The following is a 15,932-nucleotide window of genomic DNA, read 5'->3' on the forward strand; positions in this document are numbered from 1 at the left end:
GTTCTAAGGCTAGGCTAACCTAGCAGCACCATCGGGAGGTTTCGGATGACAGTGGCGCAGAGCGGGCGGAACACCGCCGCGAAGCCGGGCTACCGCCTGTTCCCGGTCGAGGTCACCCGCGTGCTGCGGCTCGGCCCGAGCTTCACGCGGATCACCTTCGGCGGAGCGTGCCTGGCCGAGTTCGGGTGCGGCGGGCACGACCAGCGCATCAAGATCGTGCTGCCCAAGCCCGGCCGCGCGCTCGAGGACTTCCCCGAAGGCGACGACTGGTACCCGCGCTGGCTGGCCCTGCCCGAGGACGTCCGGCCCGACCTGCGGACCTACACCGTGCGCGACTACCGGCCCGAGGCGTGCGAGGTCGACGTGGACTTCGTGCTGCACGGGCTCGACGACGGCCACGCGGGTCCGGCCTCCTCCTTCGCCGCCGCCGCGCGTCCCGGCCAGGTCATCGGCCTGTTCGCACCCGACCGGCCCGGAACGGGGCGGATGTGGGGCTGCGAGTGGGCGCCCCCGGCTTCGGCGGAGCGGCTGGTGCTGGCCGGCGACGAGACGGCGGTGCCCGCGCTCGCGGCCATCGTGGAATCGCTGCCCGCGCACGCGCGCGGCGTGGTGTGCGCGGAGGTGCCCGAGGACGGCGACCGGCAGGAGTGGACGGGCCCGGCGGGGGTCGAGGTGCGCTGGTACGCGCGCGACGGCGCGCCGCACGGCAAGTTGCTCTGCGAGGGCGTGGCCGGGGTGCTGCGCGAGCTGTGCCCCGTCGGCGCGGCCGGAGCCGGGGACGGCGAGCTGGAGGACGTCGACGTCGACACCGGCGTGCTGTGGGAGGTGCCGGAGGCCTCGACCGAGTCGATCTACGGCTTCCTGGCCGGTGAGGCCGCGGTGATCAAGCGGTTGCGCCGGTTGATGGTCGACGAGCACGGCGTCCCGAAGCGGGCGGTGGCGTTCATGGGTTATTGGCGCGAAGGTCGGAGTTGACCCCTTTGTCGGAGCATCGCGCTACGGTCTTCGGCGTCGGGTCGGGCCACCTCAGACCGAAGGGCCAGCGCCATGCCAGTCACCTCGACCGCGCCTGCCGATGACTTCCTCGCGCAGGCGGACTCCTACCGCCGGGAGCTGCTCGCGCACTGCTACCGGATGCTCGGGTCGTTGCAGGACGCCGAGGACCTGGTGCAGGAGACCTACCTGAAGGCCTGGCGGTCCTACGACCGCTTCGAGGGCCGCAGTTCGCTGCGCACCTGGCTGTACAAGATCGCGACCACGACCTGCCTGACCGCGCTGGAGAGCCGCAAGCGCCGACCGCTGCCCAGCGGCCTGGGCGCCCCGGCCGACGACGTGCCGCACGAGAAGGTCGTGGCCTCCGGCGAGGTGCCGTGGCTGCAACCGATGCCGGACGGGATGATCGCCGACACCGACACCGACCCCGCTTCGGTGGTGGGGTTGCGGGAGAGCACGCGGCTGGCGTTCGTGGCCGCCCTGCAGCACCTGCCCGCCCGGCAGCGGGCGGTGCTGATCCTGCGCGACGTGCTCAAGTGGCGGGCGGCGGAGGTCGCCGAGGCGCTGCAGGTCTCCACCGCCGCGGTCAACAGCGTGCTGCAGCGCGCCCGCGCGCAGCTGGCGGACGTGGCACCGTCGGAGGAGGACCGGCCGCAGCCGCTGACCGACGAGCAGGAGCGGCTGCTGGAGCGCTACGTCAAGGCGTTCGAGGCCAAGGACGTGCCGGCGATCGTGGAGCTGTTCACCGCCGAGGCGGTGTGGGAGATGCCGCCGTTCGAGCTGTGGGTCAAAGGCGGCGAGCGCATCGGGCAGCTCAACGCCCGGCAGTGCCCGGCCGGTCCGGACGGGCTTCGGCTGCGCCCGACCCGGGCCAACGGCCAGCTCGCCTTCGGCGTCTACATCCGCTGCGACGACGACGTCTTCCGCCCCTTTCAACTGCACGTCCTCGAACTCGGCGAGCAGCGGGTGGAGCACGTGGTGTGCTTCTTCGACGTCGACTTCGCGCAGTTCGGGCTCCCGGACTCGGTGACCGGCTGATCTGTGCCGATCGGTGCTGTCTCCTACAGTGGGGCGCGGAGACGTTCGGGGTCTGGTGGCCCCCACGGCCTTCAAAGCCGATGGCGCCGGGCAACTCGGCGCGGCGGGTTCGATTCCCGTCCGTCTCCGCCAAGACCTCCTGCACCGACCGCGAGGACGGGATCGATGGGCGGCTACCGGCTCACCCAGTACGCGCACGGCGGCGGATGCGCTTGCAAGATCCCACCCGGCGAGCTGGAGGACGTGGTCGGCGGGCTGATCCCGGAGGTGGCCGAGCCGAACGCGAAGCTGTTGGTCGGGTTGGACACGGGGGACGACGCGGCGGTGGTGTGCACCGACGAGGGCACCGGGCTCGTGGTGACCACGGACTTCTTCACGCCGGTGGTCGACGATCCCGCCGACTGGGGCCGGATCGCGGCGGCCAACGCGCTGTCCGATGTGTACGCGATGGGCGGAACGCCGGTGCTGGGCGTGAACCTGCTGGGCTGGCCCCGGGAAGTGCTGCCGTTCGAGCTGGCCGGTGAGGTGCTGCGCGGCGGCGCCGAGGTGGCGGGCGCGGCGGGGTGCCACCTGGGCGGCGGGCACAGCGTGGACGATCCGGAGCCCAAGTACGGCCTGGCGGTGACCGGCGTGGTCGATCCGGACCGGATGTTGCGCAACGACGCCGCGCGGCCGGGTTCGCCGCTGTCGTTGACCAAACCGCTGGGCATCGGGGTGCTCAACACCCGGCATAAGCGGACCGGGGAGCGGTTCGAGCAGGCGGTGGCGGCGATGACCGAGCTCAACCGGGATGCTTCCCGCGCGGCGCTGCGGGCCGGTGCGGTGTGCGCCACGGACGTGACCGGTTTCGGGTTGCTGGGGCACCTGTTCAAGACGATGCGCGCTTCGGGCACCGCGGCCGAGGTCGACGTCGCCGCGGTGCCGTTCCTGGAGGGCGCGCGGGAGGCGGTGCGCGACGGATTCGTCAGCGGCGGCACGCGCCGCAACCTCGACTGGGTGCGCCCGCACCTGGACCCGGGCGGTACCAGCGCGGACGAGTTGTTCCTGCTGGCCGACGCCCAGACCTCGGGCGGTCTCCTGATCGTCGGCGAGGTCCCGGGCGCCCCGGTGATCGGCCACGTGCTCCCCGGCCGCACCGACGACATCCGCATCACCTTGCGCTGACGAACCCCGATTACCGCAGTATTCAGGAACCCGATTACCGCAGTATTCCGGCACCGGATTACGGCGGTATTCCGGCACCGGATTACGGCGGTATTCCGGGACCCGATTACCGGAGTAATCCGGGTTCGGGTGATGGGGTTGTGCCCACATCTTGGGCTTCGTTGACGGTGTTGCGCCGCGGTTCTAGCTTGGGGACATGGCTCACCGGCTGCGATTGGTCACGCGCGACCACATCGACCTGCTCCGGATCATCGCCGCCGCCTGTCCGCGGTGACGGGCGAATCTTCGCCACCTCTCCCCCGTTTCCCGCACGTCTCCCGGTTCACCGGTGGCGCGTAGCGGTGTCCGGCACCGCCTAGCAGCGGTGTTCACCCCTCGACCCGCGCCGCGCGCGCAGGGAGGACACGAGGATGGTTCGACCGACTCAGTTGCACGTGGCGGTGGCGCTCGACGGGACCGGCTGGCACCCGGCCTCGTGGCGTTCCGCGCAGGCCAGGCCCGGGGAGCTGTTCACCGCCGGGTATTGGCTGGACCTGGTCCACCGCGCCGAGACCGGGTTGCTGGACTTCGTCACCTTCGCCGATTCGCTGGGCCCGCAGTCGAGTTCGCCGAACGGGCCGGATGAGCGCACCGACCGGGTGCGCGGCCGGTTGGACGCGAGCCTGGTCGCCTCCCGCGTGGCGCCGCGCACGCGGCACGTCGGGCTGGTGCCGGTCGCGGTGGTCACCCACACCGAGCCGTTCCACATCTCCAAGGCCATCGCGACGCTGGATCACGTCTCAGGCGGCCGGGCGGGCTGGTTGCCGCAGGTCAGCGCCAGCCCCGGCGACAACGCGCACTTCGGTCGCCGGGAGATCGCCGCGGGTGAGCTGCTGGCCGAAGCCGCCGATCACGTCGAGGTGGTGCGGCGGTTGTGGGATTCGTGGGAGGACGACGCGGAGATCCGCGACGTGGCCACCGGGCGGTTCATCGACCGGGACAAGCTGCACCACATCGATTTCCACGGCGAGTGGTTCAGCGTGAAGGGCCCGTCGATCACGCCTCGCCCGCCGCAGGGCCAGCCGCTGGTGACCGCCTCCGCCAGCGACCGGGCAGGTTTCGAGTTCGCAGCCAGATCCGCGGACGTGGTGTTCACCCCTGTGGCGGATCCGGATTCCGCGGCTCGCGCGGTCTCCGAGGTTGCCGCGCACCGGGTTCCGGGCGAGCCGGTGCACGTCTTCGGTGACCTGCTGGTGTTCCTGGGCTCCGAGGCCGCGGACCGCAAGGCGCGCCTCGACGAGCTCGACGAACCGTCCACATCGGACGCTCCGGTGTTCGTCGGCGATGCCGGGCGGTTGGCCGACCTGCTGCTGTCGCTGGCCGAGGGCGGGGTGACCGGGTTCCGGCTGCTGCCGGGTGAGCTTCCCCGCGACCTGGAGTCCATCACCGACGAGCTGGTGCCGGAACTGCAGCGGCGCGGGGTCTTCCGCACCGAGTACGCGCCGGGCACGTTGCGCGACCGGCTCGGGCTGGCCCGGCCCGCCAACCGCTACGCGAGAGCTGGAGGCACGTCGTGACCAAGCAGATCCACCTGGCCGCGCACTTCCCCGGGGTCAACAACACCACGGTGTGGAGCGATCCGCGGTCGCTGAGCCAGATCGAGTTCTCCTCGTTCGCGCACCTGGCCGACACCGCTGAGCGGGCCAAGTTCGACTTCCTGTTCCTCGCCGAGGGGCTGCGGCTGCGCGAGCACGCCGGCAAGATCTACGACCTGGACGTGGCGGGCCGGCCGGACACGTTCGCGGTGCTGGCGGCGCTGGCCGGGGTGACCGAGCGGCTGGGGCTGGCCGGCACCATCAACTCCACGTTCAACGAGCCCTACGAGGTGGCGCGGCAGTTCGCCAGCCTCGACCACCTCTCGGCCGGGCGTGCCGCGTGGAACGTGGTGACCTCGTGGGACGCGTTCACCGGCGAGAACTTCCGGCGCGGCGGGTTCCTGCCGGAGGACCAGCGCTACGAGCGGGCTCGGCAGTTCCTGGCCACGGCCACCGAGCTGTTCGACTCGTGGCGCGGCGACGAGATCGTCGCCGACAAGGACGCCGGGGTGTTCCTGTCGGATCCGAGGGCCGGGGAGTTCGAGCACCGCGACGCGCACTTCGACATCCGCGGCCGGTTCAACGTCCCCCGCAGCCCGCAGGGTCGTCCGGTGATCTTCCAGGCCGGTGATTCCGATCCCGGCCGGGAGTTCGCGGCGTCGGCGGCCGATGCGATCTTCACCCGGCACGGGACCTTGCAGGCGGGCAAGGACTTCTACGCCGACGTCAAGTCGCGGCTGGCCGCGCACGGCCGCTCCCGCGACGAGCTGCTGGTGTTCCCGGCGACCAGCGTGGTCGTGGGCGACACCGACGCCGACGCGCAGGAGCAGGCGGCGCTCATCCGCAAGCAGCAGGTCAGCGGGCCCACCGCGATCTCGTTCCTGGAGCAGCTGTGGAACACCGATCTCGGCGACCACGACCCGGACGGTCCGCTGCCGCCGTTCGACCCGGTCGTCGACGGCGACGCGATCACCCAGGGCCGGGCCAGCACCCGCATGTTCGGCGACCGGCTGGCCACCGCCCGGCGGTGGCGGGAGCTCGCCGAGGCCAAGAACCTCTCGATCCAGGAGCTGATCATCGAGGTCACCGCGCGGCAGTCGTTCATCGGCAGCCCGGCCTCGGTGGCCGAGGAGATGAACCGGTTCGTGCAGGAGGACGCCTCCGACGGCTTCATCCTCGTTCCGCACCTCACGCCCGGCGGCCTGGACGACTTCGTCGCGAAGGTCGTGCCGCTGCTGCAGGAGCGCGGCGTCTACCGCACCGAGTACCCGGGGTCCACTCTGCGCGAGAACCTCGGGCGCGCACCCGTTCCCTGAGATCCGGAGGCCTTTCGATGCCAGCTTCGCTGTCGGTCCTGGACCTGTCGCCGATCGTCTCCGGGCAGACCGCGACCGACGCCCTGCGCAACACGCTCGACCTGGCGCGACGCACCGAGCAGTTCGGCTACCGCCGCTACTGGGTCGCCGAGCACCACCTCACGCCCGGTGTGGCCTCGGCGGCGCCCGCGGTGCTGCTGACCGCGATCGCCGGGGCGACCAGCACGATCCGGGTCGGGTCGGCGGCGGTGCTGCTGGGCCAGCACTCGCCGCTGACGGTGGCCGAGCAGTTCGGCACCTTGGCGCAGCTGCACCCGGGTCGGGTCGATCTGGGCGTGGGCCGTTCCGGCAAGAAGCGCGCCCGGGAGCTCGCCGAGCGGTTGACCGCGCCCGCCGAGCACGAGGGCTCCACCGTCGACGGCCTGGTGGTGCCGCCGAAACCCCGTGCGGTGGCGCGTTCGGCGAACTACGCCGCGCGGCTGCGCCAGCAGGCCGAGCTCGTCGGCGCTCCCGCCGAGGAGTTGGAGTACCGGGAGCAGGTCACGCGCCTGCGCCGGTTCGTCGAGGGCGGGTTCCCCGGCCCGGACGGTGCGCCGGTGCGCGCCAACCCGGCCGAGGGCGCGGACCTGGACCTGTGGGTCCTGGCCTCCAGCGGTGGTGATAGCGCGGTGACCGCGGGGGGACTGGGTTTGCCGTTGGCGGCGAGCTACCACATCACGCCGTCGACGGTGCTGGAGACGGTGGAGTCCTACCGCGCGCACTTCCGGCCGTCGGATCGCTGGGGCCGGCCGCACGTGGTGGTCTCGGCGGACGTGGTCGTGGCCGAGACCACCGAGCAGGCGCGGGAACTGGCCTCGCCGTACGGGATGTGGGTGCACAGCATCCGCGCCGGTGCGGGCGCGATCCCGTTCCCCTCCCCCGCCGAGGCCGCCGAGTTCGACTGGGACGACGAGTCCCGCGAGGTCGTCGCCGACCGCCTCGCCACCCAGTTCGTGGGCACCGCCGAGGAGGTCGCCGAGCAGCTCACGACCCTGCAGCGGGTGACGGCGGCCGACGAACTGGTCATCACCACCATCACCCACCGGCACCCGGACCGGGTGCGCTCCTACGAACTCCTCGCCAAGACCTGGAACCAGGGCTGAAGGGACGGCTGGAACTTCGGTGTCCTCAGCCGCGGCCGATGAAGGGCATGGTGGTGGCGGTGATGGTCATGAACTGGACGTTCGCCGACAGCGGGAGCCCGGCCATGTAGCGCACCGCGTCGGCGACGTGCTGCGGGTCGAAGGTGGGTTCCGGGCGGACCGAGCCGTCGGCCTGGGCGGCGCCGGTGGCGATGCCGGAGGTCATGTCGGTGGCGGCGTTGCCGATGTCGATCTGCCCGCAGGCGATGTCGTGCGGCCGCCCGTCCAGCGAGATCGACTTGGTCAGCCCGGTGATCGCGTGCTTGGTGGCGGTGTAGGCGGCGCTGCGCGGGCGGGGCGCGTGCGCGGAGATGGACCCGTTGTTGATGATGCGCCCGCCGCGCGGGTCCTGGTCCTTCATGATCCGGAACGCGTGGTGGGCGCACAGGAAGGAGCCGGTGAGGTTGGCCTGCACCACGGTGTTCCAGTCTTCTGCGGACAGTTCTCCGACGTCGCCCGCGGGCCCGAAGGTGCCGGCGTTGTTGACCAGCAGGTCCAGCCGTCCCCACTCCTGCTCGACGGTGTCGAACAGGGCGCGCGCGGATTCGGCGTCGGCGACGTCGGTGGGGATCGCGCGCGCCGCGGTGGAGTCGCCGGCGACCTCGGCCAGCGGTTCGGGACGGCGCCCGGCCAGCGCCACCCGGTAGCCCTCGGCCAGCAGGGCGCGGGCGATCACCCGCCCCAGTCCCGAACCGGCACCTGTCACGACCGCGACTCGCTCGTTGCTCATGGCCACATTGATACCTGATGGCCGAGCTCAGAAGCCCCAGCCGCCGCATCCCCAGCGCCGGTCCCACGTGGTGGTTACCTCCTCGCCGCCACTCGCTCGGAGGGCAGCGCGAAGTCCTGGTCGCGGCCGCGCCCGCTGCGGACGGCGACCCGGTCCACGGCGGGTCGGCGGCCGGGGGCCGACACGACGACGGTCACGAAGCCTTCCGGCAGGTCGTGGACCTCGTACTCGCCACTGGTGGAGGCGACCAGGCGGGCCAGCTGCATCCCGGACTGGTCGGTGATGGTCAGGATCGCGCCGGGCACCGGGGTGCCGTCCTCGTCGCGGACGCTCCCCGAAAGGGTGCGGTGCTTGCGGGGTTTCGGGGCTTCGAGCACGGGATCGACGACCACGCCGGCCGCGTCGTCCTCGTGCTCGTAGCTGCCTGCCGCGGTGACGGACTCGGGGTCGGTGCCGGCCTTGCGGCGCACCCACCACCGGTGCCCGGCCACCAGCGCGATGCCGAGCGCGAACCAGCAGCACAGGCCGATGATGCCGCGGGGCGCTCCGACGCCGTCGAAGTAGAGGATGCCGCGCATGGCGTCGACGGCTTGGCCCAGCGGCAGGAACCCGTGCAGCGCCTGGAAGAACGGCGGGACGACCTCCTTCGGGATCGCGCCTCCCGAGGAGGGCATGCTCAGCAGCACGAAGGTTCCCATCGCCACGCCGGGCAGGAACTGCTTGACGAAGGGCACCAGCCCGAACGAGGTCCACCCGACCGCTTGGGTGAGCAGGAACCCGACGAGCAGCAGCAGCGGCTGGTCGTAGATGACGCCCATCGACAGGGCGGCGGTGTAGCAGACGACGGCGGCGAAGGCGCCGACTCCGACGAGGGCGGCGAGCTTCTGCCGGGTGCGCAGTTCGGCGCGCAGAAGCATCATCACCGTGACGTAGGGCGGGATGTTCATCGCCAGCAGGCAGTAGAGCAGGCCGGTGCCCATCACGTCGCCGGGTGCCGAGGGCGCCAGGTCGGTGAGCACGAGGTGGTGTCCGGTGGCCGAGGCGACGGGGGTGAAGATCTGCTGCAGGATCATCATCAGGGCCGACCCGTTGGCCTTGGCGTAGAGCAGTTCGCCGTTGTCGGGGTCGTAGCCCGCGACGGCGTCGCGCTGGGTGATGGCTTCGCGCGCGCTGGCCTCGTCGGGCACCGGGGTGATGTCGAGGCCGCCGGGCATGCTCGCCTGGAAGGTGGCGGCGAGCTGGTGCGCGGCGTGGTCTCCGACGACCACGACGGGCATGTCGTGGGGTTTCGGGGCGTGCAGCGGCAGCAGGTAGCACAGCATGAAGCCGCAGATGAAGAACGCGGGGAACCACAGGGTGTTGACCAGCGTGCGCACCGTCGAGGGCGGCTGTGCCTCGGTCAAGGAACCTCCTTCTCGTGGGCACGGGTGATCGCCGTGCGGGATGGGAGACGGTTGACTCGAACAACCGTTAGCCACACTAACTTATTCCGGATATCGCTCCGCTTGACACCCGCGACCTCGATCGAAATGCGAATTCCTTCCAGATCCGTAGCCTCGACTTCGGGGGGAAGGAGTTCGGCCGCACCATGCGCACGCGCTTACCCACGCTCTCCGCCGCACTGATCCTGCTGGTCGCGGGCGCGACGGCATGCCAGCCGGAACCAGCACCGCCACCGCAGGGCGGCGGGGTGTCCTCCGAGCAGCAGGGCGGCACCGGGACGCCGAACGGACCGCCGGTGGTCGCGGTCAAGATCGACAACGCGGCCGAGGGCCGTCCCCCGGTGGGCCTGGACGCGGCCGACGTCGTCTACGTCGAGCCCGTCGAGGGCGGGCTGAGCCGGATCCTGGCGATCTTCGCCACCAACAAGCCGCAGACGATCGGCCCGGTGCGCAGCGCCCGGGAGACCGACGCCGAAATCCTCCCGCAGTACGGCAGGCCGACGCTGGCCTACTCCGGCGCCGCGCCCGAGGTGCTGCCGACGATCGCGGCGGCCCCGCTCACCGACGCCTCCGACGCGCACGTGCCCGCCGCCTACTCCCGCGACGACTCCCGGCCCGTGCCGCACAACCTGTTCGTCGACTCCACCAAGCTGCCGCCCGGCCAGCCCTGGACCGGAGCCAGCCGACCGCTCATCGGCGACGTCCCGCCGGGCGGCGCTCCCACCGAGCGCTACGAGGTGCGCTACCCCGCCACGACCGTCGGCTTCTTCTTCAACCACCAGAACCGGCGCTGGATGGTCTCGATGGACGGCGAGCCCTACGCCGCGGTCAACAGCGGCCGGCTGGGCACGTCCACCGTGATCATCCAGAAGGTCCGCACGCACGAGTCGGTGGTGCGCGACGCCGCTGGCAACCCGTCACCGGTGGCCGAGTCGATCGGCAGCGGGCAGGCCCTGGTGCTGCGCGAGGGCAAGGCCTTCGAGGGCACCTGGACCCGCCCCTCCCCCGAAGCCCCGACCACCTACACCGACCCGGCCGGCGCACCACTCCCGGTGGCGGCCGGCCAGGTCTGGGTGGTCCTGGCGCCGGTCTAGAACTCGTTCAAGCATGCGGCGGAGCCGCATTTTCCTTCGCCGCCCTGGCAGCTGGCACCGCCGCGGGTTCTGAGCGGGTTCGTGGCGAGTACGCCGTGACGCCGTGTTGGCCATACATCAGGAGCGGCGCGCGGAGTCCACGGAGCCGCTCAGGTTCCGCCACCCGCACCGCCAAGCAAGACGACCACCAACAGCTCCTAGAACTGGTCGACCAGGAGCGCGATGGAGAAGTAGCCGTAGAAGACCACGGCGACGCACATCATCACCATGCGCCAGCCGCCCAGCCGGATGGAGCGGGGCAGGAACTTGCGGTTGGTGAAGATCAGCAGCATCGAGTACAGGAACATCACCACGCCGCCGGCCGACGAGGAGATGAGGATCAGCGCCAGCGGCTCCTCGGTTCCCGACAGCAGGATCGCCGAGCCGGCGATGATCATCGTCCAGATCACCGTGAAGTAGATGCGGCTCTCGGTGACCTTGGTGCTCTCCCGGAAGAAGGTGACCTTGACCGTGTCGGCGGTCAACCGGCTGACCCAGTCCATGATCCCGAGCTGGGTGGAGAACAGCGCGATCGCACCGGCCACCCAGAAGGCGGTCTGGAACCAGCCGCCGAAGTTCTGGCCGAAGATCTCGCCCTGCGCCTTGATGAAGTCGAAGTCGTCCTCGGGCAGCGGTACGCCGAAGACCGTGGCGTAGGCCAGCACCGACATGATCACCAGGGTTCCGCAGCCGAGCAGGAAGAAGGTGCCGAACTGCTCGACGTTGGCGACCTTCCACCAGCCCTTCCAGCGGCGCCGGTTCTCGTCGCTGTCGAGGAACATGTGCCCGGTTCCGGCGGCCGCCGCCTCCTCACCGGTGAACGGCGAGGTCACCCGCGGCATGAACTGGCCCATGCCCATCTGCTTGTCGCGGGCCCAGTTGCTCTGCACCAGGTTGTTGCCGCCGCCGGCACCGGCGAAGGCGATCGCACCCAGCAGCGCGGCCACACCGCCGACCTCCTCCATCGGCGGCAGCTGGCCGACGTTGGCGAAGCTGGCGCCGAAGGCCGCCCAGTCCGACAGGCCGGTGCCCACGAACAGCGCCACCACCAGGAACACCGCGATCCCGCCGACCAGCACCATCTCGACGCGTTCAACGGTCTTGTAGACCACCTTGGACAGCGTCAGCGCCGCGCCGATGGCCACCATCGCCACGATCGCGATCGGCACCGGAGCTCCCGCCCCGGCCACGTAGGTCACGATGGTGGCCGCGCCCGTCGCCCAGCCGGGCCACAGGTTGGGGGTGATCGCGATGACGGTGATCAGCACGCCCAGCGGTGGCCAGATCCGGGTGAAGCCGGTGACCGCGGTTTCGCCGGTGGCCAGCGTGTACCGCTCGATCTCCATGTTGAGGATGTACTGCATGAAGAAGCCGAGCACGGCCGTCCACATCAGGACCAGGCCGACCTGGCTGGTGATGTAGGGCCACAGCACGAACTCGCCGGAACCGATCGCGGTGGCGGTGAGGATGATGCTGGCCCCGAAGATCTGCCGGAACGTGCGGGGCTCGGGCAGGTCGCGGTACTTGGCTGCGGGAAGGAACTTGCTGGGCAGTTCGCGGGCCACGGCCCCTGCCTTCGGTACCTCTCGATCCTGGATGGCCACGATGCCTCCTGGCGGGAGCGGATACGGCCGATCAGGTGTAGCAACCCGAACCGGCCCTGTGAACCAGCTCACACATCTGGATCCATCCCGAATGTCCGAATCGAGACCCGTGCGCTGGGGAAACACCCTTTCGAACGCAGCTGGCCGAACGCCGACCTCAGGTAAAGTGATCTTTTCTGACACCTTGGCGAAGGGACCCGCACCAATGCCCAAGTTCTCCTGGCACACCGACCCCGTTCCGGCGGGCCTGGCGGTGCGGCAGGTGTACGGGTTCCTGTTCGTCCCCGACGGCAGGCTGCTAATCCGCCTCGACGGCAGCAAGCACACGCTGCCCGGCGGCCGGCCGGAACCGGGCGAGGCCGCCTACGCCGACATCCTGCGCCGCGAGGCGATGGAAGAGGTCACCGTCGACATCGACGAGCCGCACTACCTCGGCTACCAGTGCGTCGACGACGGCATCTCCCCCTACGCGCAGGTCCGGATGGCCGCGGTGATCTCCTGCGCGCACCCGGCCGCGCCGGACCCCGACAGCGGCCGCACCTACCGGCGGCTGCTGGTGCACCCGAGCAAGGCCGGCGACCTGCTCGCGTGGGGCGAGACCGGCTACCTGCAGGCCACCGCGGCAGCTGAGGCCGCCCTCGAGGTCCTCGGCCTGCCCGCGGACGGCCTGCCGCCGACCGGCGAGCTCTGACCTCCCGAAACACCTTCAAGCAGGCGAAACCCCTCTTGACCGGGGAGCAGTGGCTCCCTTATCGTTCGCATACAGCACATCTGTTCACTATGCGCACAACGAGAGGTGGTCGGGGTGGCACGCATCCTGAGCCTTCGCGAGGCCGTCGCGGAGCTCGTCCACGACGGCGACACGGTCGCGCTGGAGGGGTTCACGCACCTCATCCCGGTCGCCGCCGGTCACGAGATCATCCGGCAGCGCCGCAAGGACCTCACGCTGGTCCGGATGACGCCGGACATCGTCTACGATCAGATGATCGGCGCGGGCTGCGCGCGCAAGCTGGTCTTCTCCTGGGGCGGCAACCCCGGTGTCGGCTCGCTGCACCGCTTCCGCGACGCCATCCAGAACTCCTGGCCGGTCCCGCTGGAGATCGAGGAGCACAGCCACGCGGGCATGGCCAACCGCTACGCCGCCGGCGCCTCCGGGCTGCCGTTCGCGGTGCTGCGCGGCTACACCGGCACCGACCTGCCCGGCCAGACCGACACGATCAAGCCCATCGAGTGCCCGTTCACCGGTGAGCGCCTCACCGCGGTCCCCGCGGTGAACCCGGACGTGGGCATCATCCACGCGCAGCGCGCCGACAAGGCGGGCAACGTGCAGATGTGGGGCATCACGGGCGTGCAGAAGGAGACGGTGCTGGCCTCGGCCCGGTCGCTGGTGACCGTGGAGGAGGTCGTCGACGAGCTCACGCCGGTGCCCGGTGCCGTGGTGCTGCCGCAGTGGGCGGTCACGGCCGTGGCCGAGGTGCCGCGCGGTGCGCACCCGTCCTACGCGCAGGGCTACTACGAGCGCGACAACGACTACTACCAGGACTGGGATCCGATCGGCCGGGACCGCGAGCGCTTCGAGCAGTGGCTGGCCGGCGAGGTCTTCGGTGCGGAGAGGAGCGCGCGATGAGCCTGGAGTTCACCTCCGACGAGATGATGACCGTCGGCGCGGCCCGGTCGCTGGCCGACGGCGCCAAGTGCTTCGTGGGCATCGGCCTGCCCAGCACGGCGGCGAACCTGGCGCGCCGCACGCACGCGCCGAACCTGGTGCTCATCTACGAATCGGGCACCCTGGGCGCCAAGCCGGACCGGCTGCCGCTGTCCATCGGTGACGGGGTGCTGGCCGACACCGCCGATTCGGTGATCAGCGTGCCGGAGATCTTCAACTACTGGCTGCAGCCGGGCCGCATCGACATCGGTTTCCTCGGCGGTGCGCAGGTGGACCGGTTCGGCAACATCAACACCACCGTCATCGGCGGCGACTACCGCAACCCGAAGGTGCGCCTGCCGGGCGCGGGCGGCGCCCCGGAGATCGCGGCCTCGTGCCGCGAGGTGCTGATCGTGATGCGGATGAGCCCCCGCAGCTTCGTCGACAAGGTCGACTTCACGACCTCGCTGGGCTACGGCACCGGCAAGGGCGACCGCGAGCGGCTGGGCCTGCGCGGCAAGGGCCCTGTCAAGGTGATCACCGATCTGGGCGTGCTGCGCCCCGACCCGGACACCTGCGAGCTGACCCTCACCGAGCTCAGCCCGGGCTCGACCGCGGAGCAGGCCAGGGAAGCCGTCGGCTGGGACCTCAAGGTCGCCGACGAGCTCACCACCCAGGATCCGCCCAGTGAAAAGGAGCTGGAAGTCCTGCGAGCCCTCAAGGCTACGGTCTAGAACCGCCGCGAGAAGACTTGGCACCGAAGCTGTTCAAGGAGCCCCTATGACTGTTCACGAGACGCGGTCCGGGTCCGGTCTCATCCTGCCGGAGTACGCGCCCGACGATGCGTCGCACCCGCCGCTGGACTCCGGGGAGTACCGGTCCTCGACGCTGCGGCACCCGAAGCAGCCGTTGCAGTACCTGCCGCAGTACCTGACCGAGGTGACCGGCCCCCTGCTCGGCCAGGACCGGTGCGGCGAGCACGACAGCGACCTCACGCTGCAGCACGACGGTGAGCCCCTCGGCGAGCGGATCATCGTCAGCGGCAAGGTCCTGGACTCGGCCGGCAAGCCGATCCCGAACACGCTGGTGGAGATCTGGCAGGCGAACGCGGCGGGCCGATACCTTCACCAGGGCGACCGGCACCCGGCTCCGCTGGACCCCAACTTCTCGGGCACCGGCCGGTGCGTGACCGACTCCGAGGGCAACTACCGGTTCGTCACCATCAAGCCGGGCGCCTACCCGTGGCGCAACCACGACAACGCGTGGCGCCCGGCGCACATCCACTTCTCGCTGTTCGGGCAGGCGTTCACCCAGCGGCTGATCACCCAGATGTACTTCCCGGGCGATCCGCTGTTCTACCAGGACCCGATCTTCAACTCGGTGCGCGACGAGAAGGCGCGGGAGCGGATGGTCTCCCGGTTCGACCTGGATTCGACGGTGCCCGAGTGGGCGTTGAGCTACAAGTGGGACATCGTGCTGCGCGGCCCCCAGGCCACGGTGTTCGAGGACGAGGAAGAGGAGGACGACGACTGATGCGCGCTCCCGCCACCACCCCGTCGCAGACGGTCGGCCCGTTCTACGCGCTGCCGCAGGGGATCCTGTGGGACGACGGGCCGGAAGTGGTGCCCGCCGACCGCGAGGGCGCGTTCGTGCTGCACGGCGTTCTCCGCGACGGCAACGGCGACCCCGTCCCGGACGGGGTGATCGAGATCTGGCAGGCCGACGAGCAGGGCCGCTTCGACCACCCCGACGACCCGCGTCCCGACACCTCCGGCTGGCAGGGTTTCGGCCGCTGCGGCACCGACACCGAGGGCCGGTTCTGGTTCCGCACGGTCAAGCCGGGCCCGCTGCCCACCCCGGCCGGCGAGACCGAGGCTCCGCACATCGACGTGACCGTGCTGGCCCGCGGCATGCTCCACCGCGTGGTCACCCGCGTGTACTTCCCGGACGAGGCGGCCAACGCCGCCGACCCGGTGCTGGCGGCGGTTCCGGCCGAGCGCCGCGACACCTTGATCGGGGTGGCCGACGAGCGGGGCGTGCGGTTCGACATCCGCCTGCAGGGCGATGGCGAAACGGTGTTCTTCGCGGTCTGATGGTTCCGCGAGTCCACAC

15 protein-coding genes and 1 tRNA gene are annotated in these 15,932 nt (G+C 70.8%); 13 read left to right on the forward strand and 3 right to left on the reverse strand.

Annotation, left to right across the window (positions count from 1 at the left end):
• Positions 1 to 45: 45 nt before the first annotated feature.
• From R4I43_RS21075 to R4I43_RS21105, 7 genes are all read left to right on the forward strand, one after another.
• Positions 46 to 975 carry a siderophore-interacting protein gene (locus R4I43_RS21075; protein WP_324267390.1) on the forward strand — a complete coding sequence of 310 codons (930 nt, stop codon included), beginning with the start codon at positions 46 to 48 and terminating at the stop codon, positions 973 to 975.
• A 72-nt stretch (positions 976 to 1,047) separates the two neighbouring features.
• Positions 1,048 to 2,031, forward strand: a complete 984-nt coding sequence (locus R4I43_RS21080) for a sigma-70 family RNA polymerase sigma factor (RefSeq protein WP_324267391.1) — start codon at positions 1,048 to 1,050, stop codon at positions 2,029 to 2,031.
• Positions 2,032 to 2,068: 37 nt separating this feature from the next.
• Positions 2,069 to 2,163: transfer RNA gene (locus R4I43_RS21085), tRNA-Sec, on the forward strand.
• Between the two features lie 33 nt (positions 2,164 to 2,196).
• Positions 2,197 to 3,195, forward strand: coding sequence for a selenide, water dikinase SelD (gene selD / locus R4I43_RS21090; RefSeq protein ID WP_324267392.1), 999 nt, complete (start codon positions 2,197 to 2,199; stop codon positions 3,193 to 3,195).
• A 410-nt stretch (positions 3,196 to 3,605) separates the two neighbouring features.
• Positions 3,606 to 4,751: an LLM class flavin-dependent oxidoreductase gene (locus R4I43_RS21095; RefSeq protein ID WP_324267393.1), complete on the forward strand. Its 1,146-nt coding sequence runs from the start codon at positions 3,606 to 3,608 to the stop codon at positions 4,749 to 4,751.
• Positions 4,748 to 6,085 carry an NtaA/DmoA family FMN-dependent monooxygenase gene (locus R4I43_RS21100; RefSeq protein WP_324267394.1) on the forward strand — a complete coding sequence of 446 codons (1,338 nt, stop codon included), beginning with the start codon at positions 4,748 to 4,750 and terminating at the stop codon, positions 6,083 to 6,085. The genes R4I43_RS21095 and R4I43_RS21100 overlap by 4 nt, the downstream gene beginning before the upstream one ends.
• Before the next feature lie 17 nt (positions 6,086 to 6,102).
• Positions 6,103 to 7,227, forward strand: a complete 1,125-nt coding sequence (locus R4I43_RS21105) for an MsnO8 family LLM class oxidoreductase (protein ID WP_324267395.1) — start codon at positions 6,103 to 6,105, stop codon at positions 7,225 to 7,227.
• 25 nt (positions 7,228 to 7,252) lie between these two features.
• On the opposite strand, the gene R4I43_RS21110 is transcribed toward R4I43_RS21105, so the two are convergent.
• Together R4I43_RS21110 and R4I43_RS21115 are read right to left on the reverse strand one after the other, a co-directional pair.
• Entirely contained in the window at positions 7,253 to 7,996 is a 744-nt protein-coding gene (locus tag R4I43_RS21110) for an SDR family oxidoreductase (RefSeq protein ID WP_324267396.1), read from the reverse strand.
• Positions 7,997 to 8,070: 74 nt separating this feature from the next.
• Positions 8,071 to 9,399, reverse strand: coding sequence for a carboxypeptidase regulatory-like domain-containing protein (locus tag R4I43_RS21115; RefSeq protein ID WP_324267397.1), 1,329 nt, complete (start codon positions 9,397 to 9,399; stop codon positions 8,071 to 8,073).
• Positions 9,400 to 9,584: 185 nt separating this feature from the next.
• On the opposite strand from R4I43_RS21115, the gene R4I43_RS21120 reads away from it, so the two are divergent.
• A complete protein-coding gene (locus R4I43_RS21120; RefSeq protein ID WP_324267398.1) occupies positions 9,585 to 10,532 on the forward strand; it encodes a DUF3048 domain-containing protein in 948 nt (315 codons plus the stop codon).
• Between the two features lie 197 nt (positions 10,533 to 10,729).
• Here the strand turns inward: R4I43_RS21120 and R4I43_RS21125 are convergent, their stop codons facing one another.
• Positions 10,730 to 12,175, reverse strand: coding sequence for an Nramp family divalent metal transporter (locus tag R4I43_RS21125; protein WP_324267399.1), 1,446 nt, complete (start codon positions 12,173 to 12,175; stop codon positions 10,730 to 10,732).
• Positions 12,176 to 12,380: 205 nt separating this feature from the next.
• On the opposite strand from R4I43_RS21125, the gene R4I43_RS21130 reads away from it, so the two are divergent.
• The 5 genes from R4I43_RS21130 to pcaG all read left to right on the forward strand — a co-directional run bounded on the left by R4I43_RS21130 (position 12,381) and on the right by pcaG (position 15,913).
• Positions 12,381 to 12,866 carry an NUDIX domain-containing protein gene (locus R4I43_RS21130; RefSeq protein ID WP_324267400.1) on the forward strand — a complete coding sequence of 162 codons (486 nt, stop codon included), beginning with the start codon at positions 12,381 to 12,383 and terminating at the stop codon, positions 12,864 to 12,866.
• Positions 12,867 to 12,980: 114 nt separating this feature from the next.
• Positions 12,981 to 13,802 carry a CoA transferase subunit A gene (locus tag R4I43_RS21135; protein WP_324267401.1) on the forward strand — a complete coding sequence of 274 codons (822 nt, stop codon included), beginning with the start codon at positions 12,981 to 12,983 and terminating at the stop codon, positions 13,800 to 13,802.
• Positions 13,799 to 14,554, forward strand: coding sequence for a CoA-transferase subunit beta (locus tag R4I43_RS21140; protein ID WP_324267402.1), 756 nt, complete (start codon positions 13,799 to 13,801; stop codon positions 14,552 to 14,554). Before R4I43_RS21135 ends, R4I43_RS21140 begins: the two co-directional genes overlap by 4 nt.
• Positions 14,555 to 14,600: 46 nt before the next feature.
• Positions 14,601 to 15,353 (forward strand): protocatechuate 3,4-dioxygenase subunit beta, encoded by a 753-nt coding sequence (gene pcaH / locus R4I43_RS21145; protein ID WP_324267403.1) that lies wholly within the window; start codon positions 14,601 to 14,603, stop codon positions 15,351 to 15,353.
• On the forward strand, positions 15,353 to 15,913 hold the full coding sequence (gene pcaG, locus R4I43_RS21150; protein ID WP_324267404.1) for a protocatechuate 3,4-dioxygenase subunit alpha: 561 nt from the start codon (positions 15,353 to 15,355) through the stop codon (positions 15,911 to 15,913). The genes pcaH and pcaG overlap by 1 nt, the downstream gene beginning before the upstream one ends.
• The last annotated feature ends 19 nt before the right edge of the window (positions 15,914 to 15,932 follow it).

The organism is Saccharopolyspora mangrovi (genome assembly GCF_035320975.1).
Taxonomy (GTDB): domain Bacteria; phylum Actinomycetota; class Actinomycetes; order Mycobacteriales; family Pseudonocardiaceae; genus Saccharopolyspora; species Saccharopolyspora mangrovi.

Excerpts from the sequence above, each read along its gene's own strand:
- R4I43_RS21075 (WP_324267390.1), top strand. The coding sequence starts at position 46 with ATGACAGTGGCGCAGAGCGGGCGGAACACCGCCGCGAAGCCGGGCTAC.
- R4I43_RS21080 (WP_324267391.1), top strand. The coding sequence starts at position 1,048 with ATGCCAGTCACCTCGACCGCGCCTGCCGATGACTTCCTCGCGCAGGCG.
- selD (WP_324267392.1), top strand. The coding sequence starts at position 2,197 with ATGGGCGGCTACCGGCTCACCCAGTACGCGCACGGCGGCGGATGCGCT.
- R4I43_RS21095 (WP_324267393.1), top strand. The coding sequence starts at position 3,606 with ATGGTTCGACCGACTCAGTTGCACGTGGCGGTGGCGCTCGACGGGACC.
- R4I43_RS21105 (WP_324267395.1), top strand. The coding sequence starts at position 6,103 with ATGCCAGCTTCGCTGTCGGTCCTGGACCTGTCGCCGATCGTCTCCGGG.
- R4I43_RS21110 (WP_324267396.1), bottom strand. The coding sequence starts at position 7,996 with ATGAGCAACGAGCGAGTCGCGGTCGTGACAGGTGCCGGTTCGGGACTG.
- R4I43_RS21120 (WP_324267398.1), top strand. The coding sequence starts at position 9,585 with ATGCGCACGCGCTTACCCACGCTCTCCGCCGCACTGATCCTGCTGGTC.
- R4I43_RS21130 (WP_324267400.1), top strand. The coding sequence starts at position 12,381 with ATGCCCAAGTTCTCCTGGCACACCGACCCCGTTCCGGCGGGCCTGGCG.
- R4I43_RS21140 (WP_324267402.1), top strand. The coding sequence starts at position 13,799 with ATGAGCCTGGAGTTCACCTCCGACGAGATGATGACCGTCGGCGCGGCC.
- pcaH (WP_324267403.1), top strand. The coding sequence starts at position 14,601 with ATGACTGTTCACGAGACGCGGTCCGGGTCCGGTCTCATCCTGCCGGAG.
- pcaG (WP_324267404.1), top strand. The coding sequence starts at position 15,353 with ATGCGCGCTCCCGCCACCACCCCGTCGCAGACGGTCGGCCCGTTCTAC.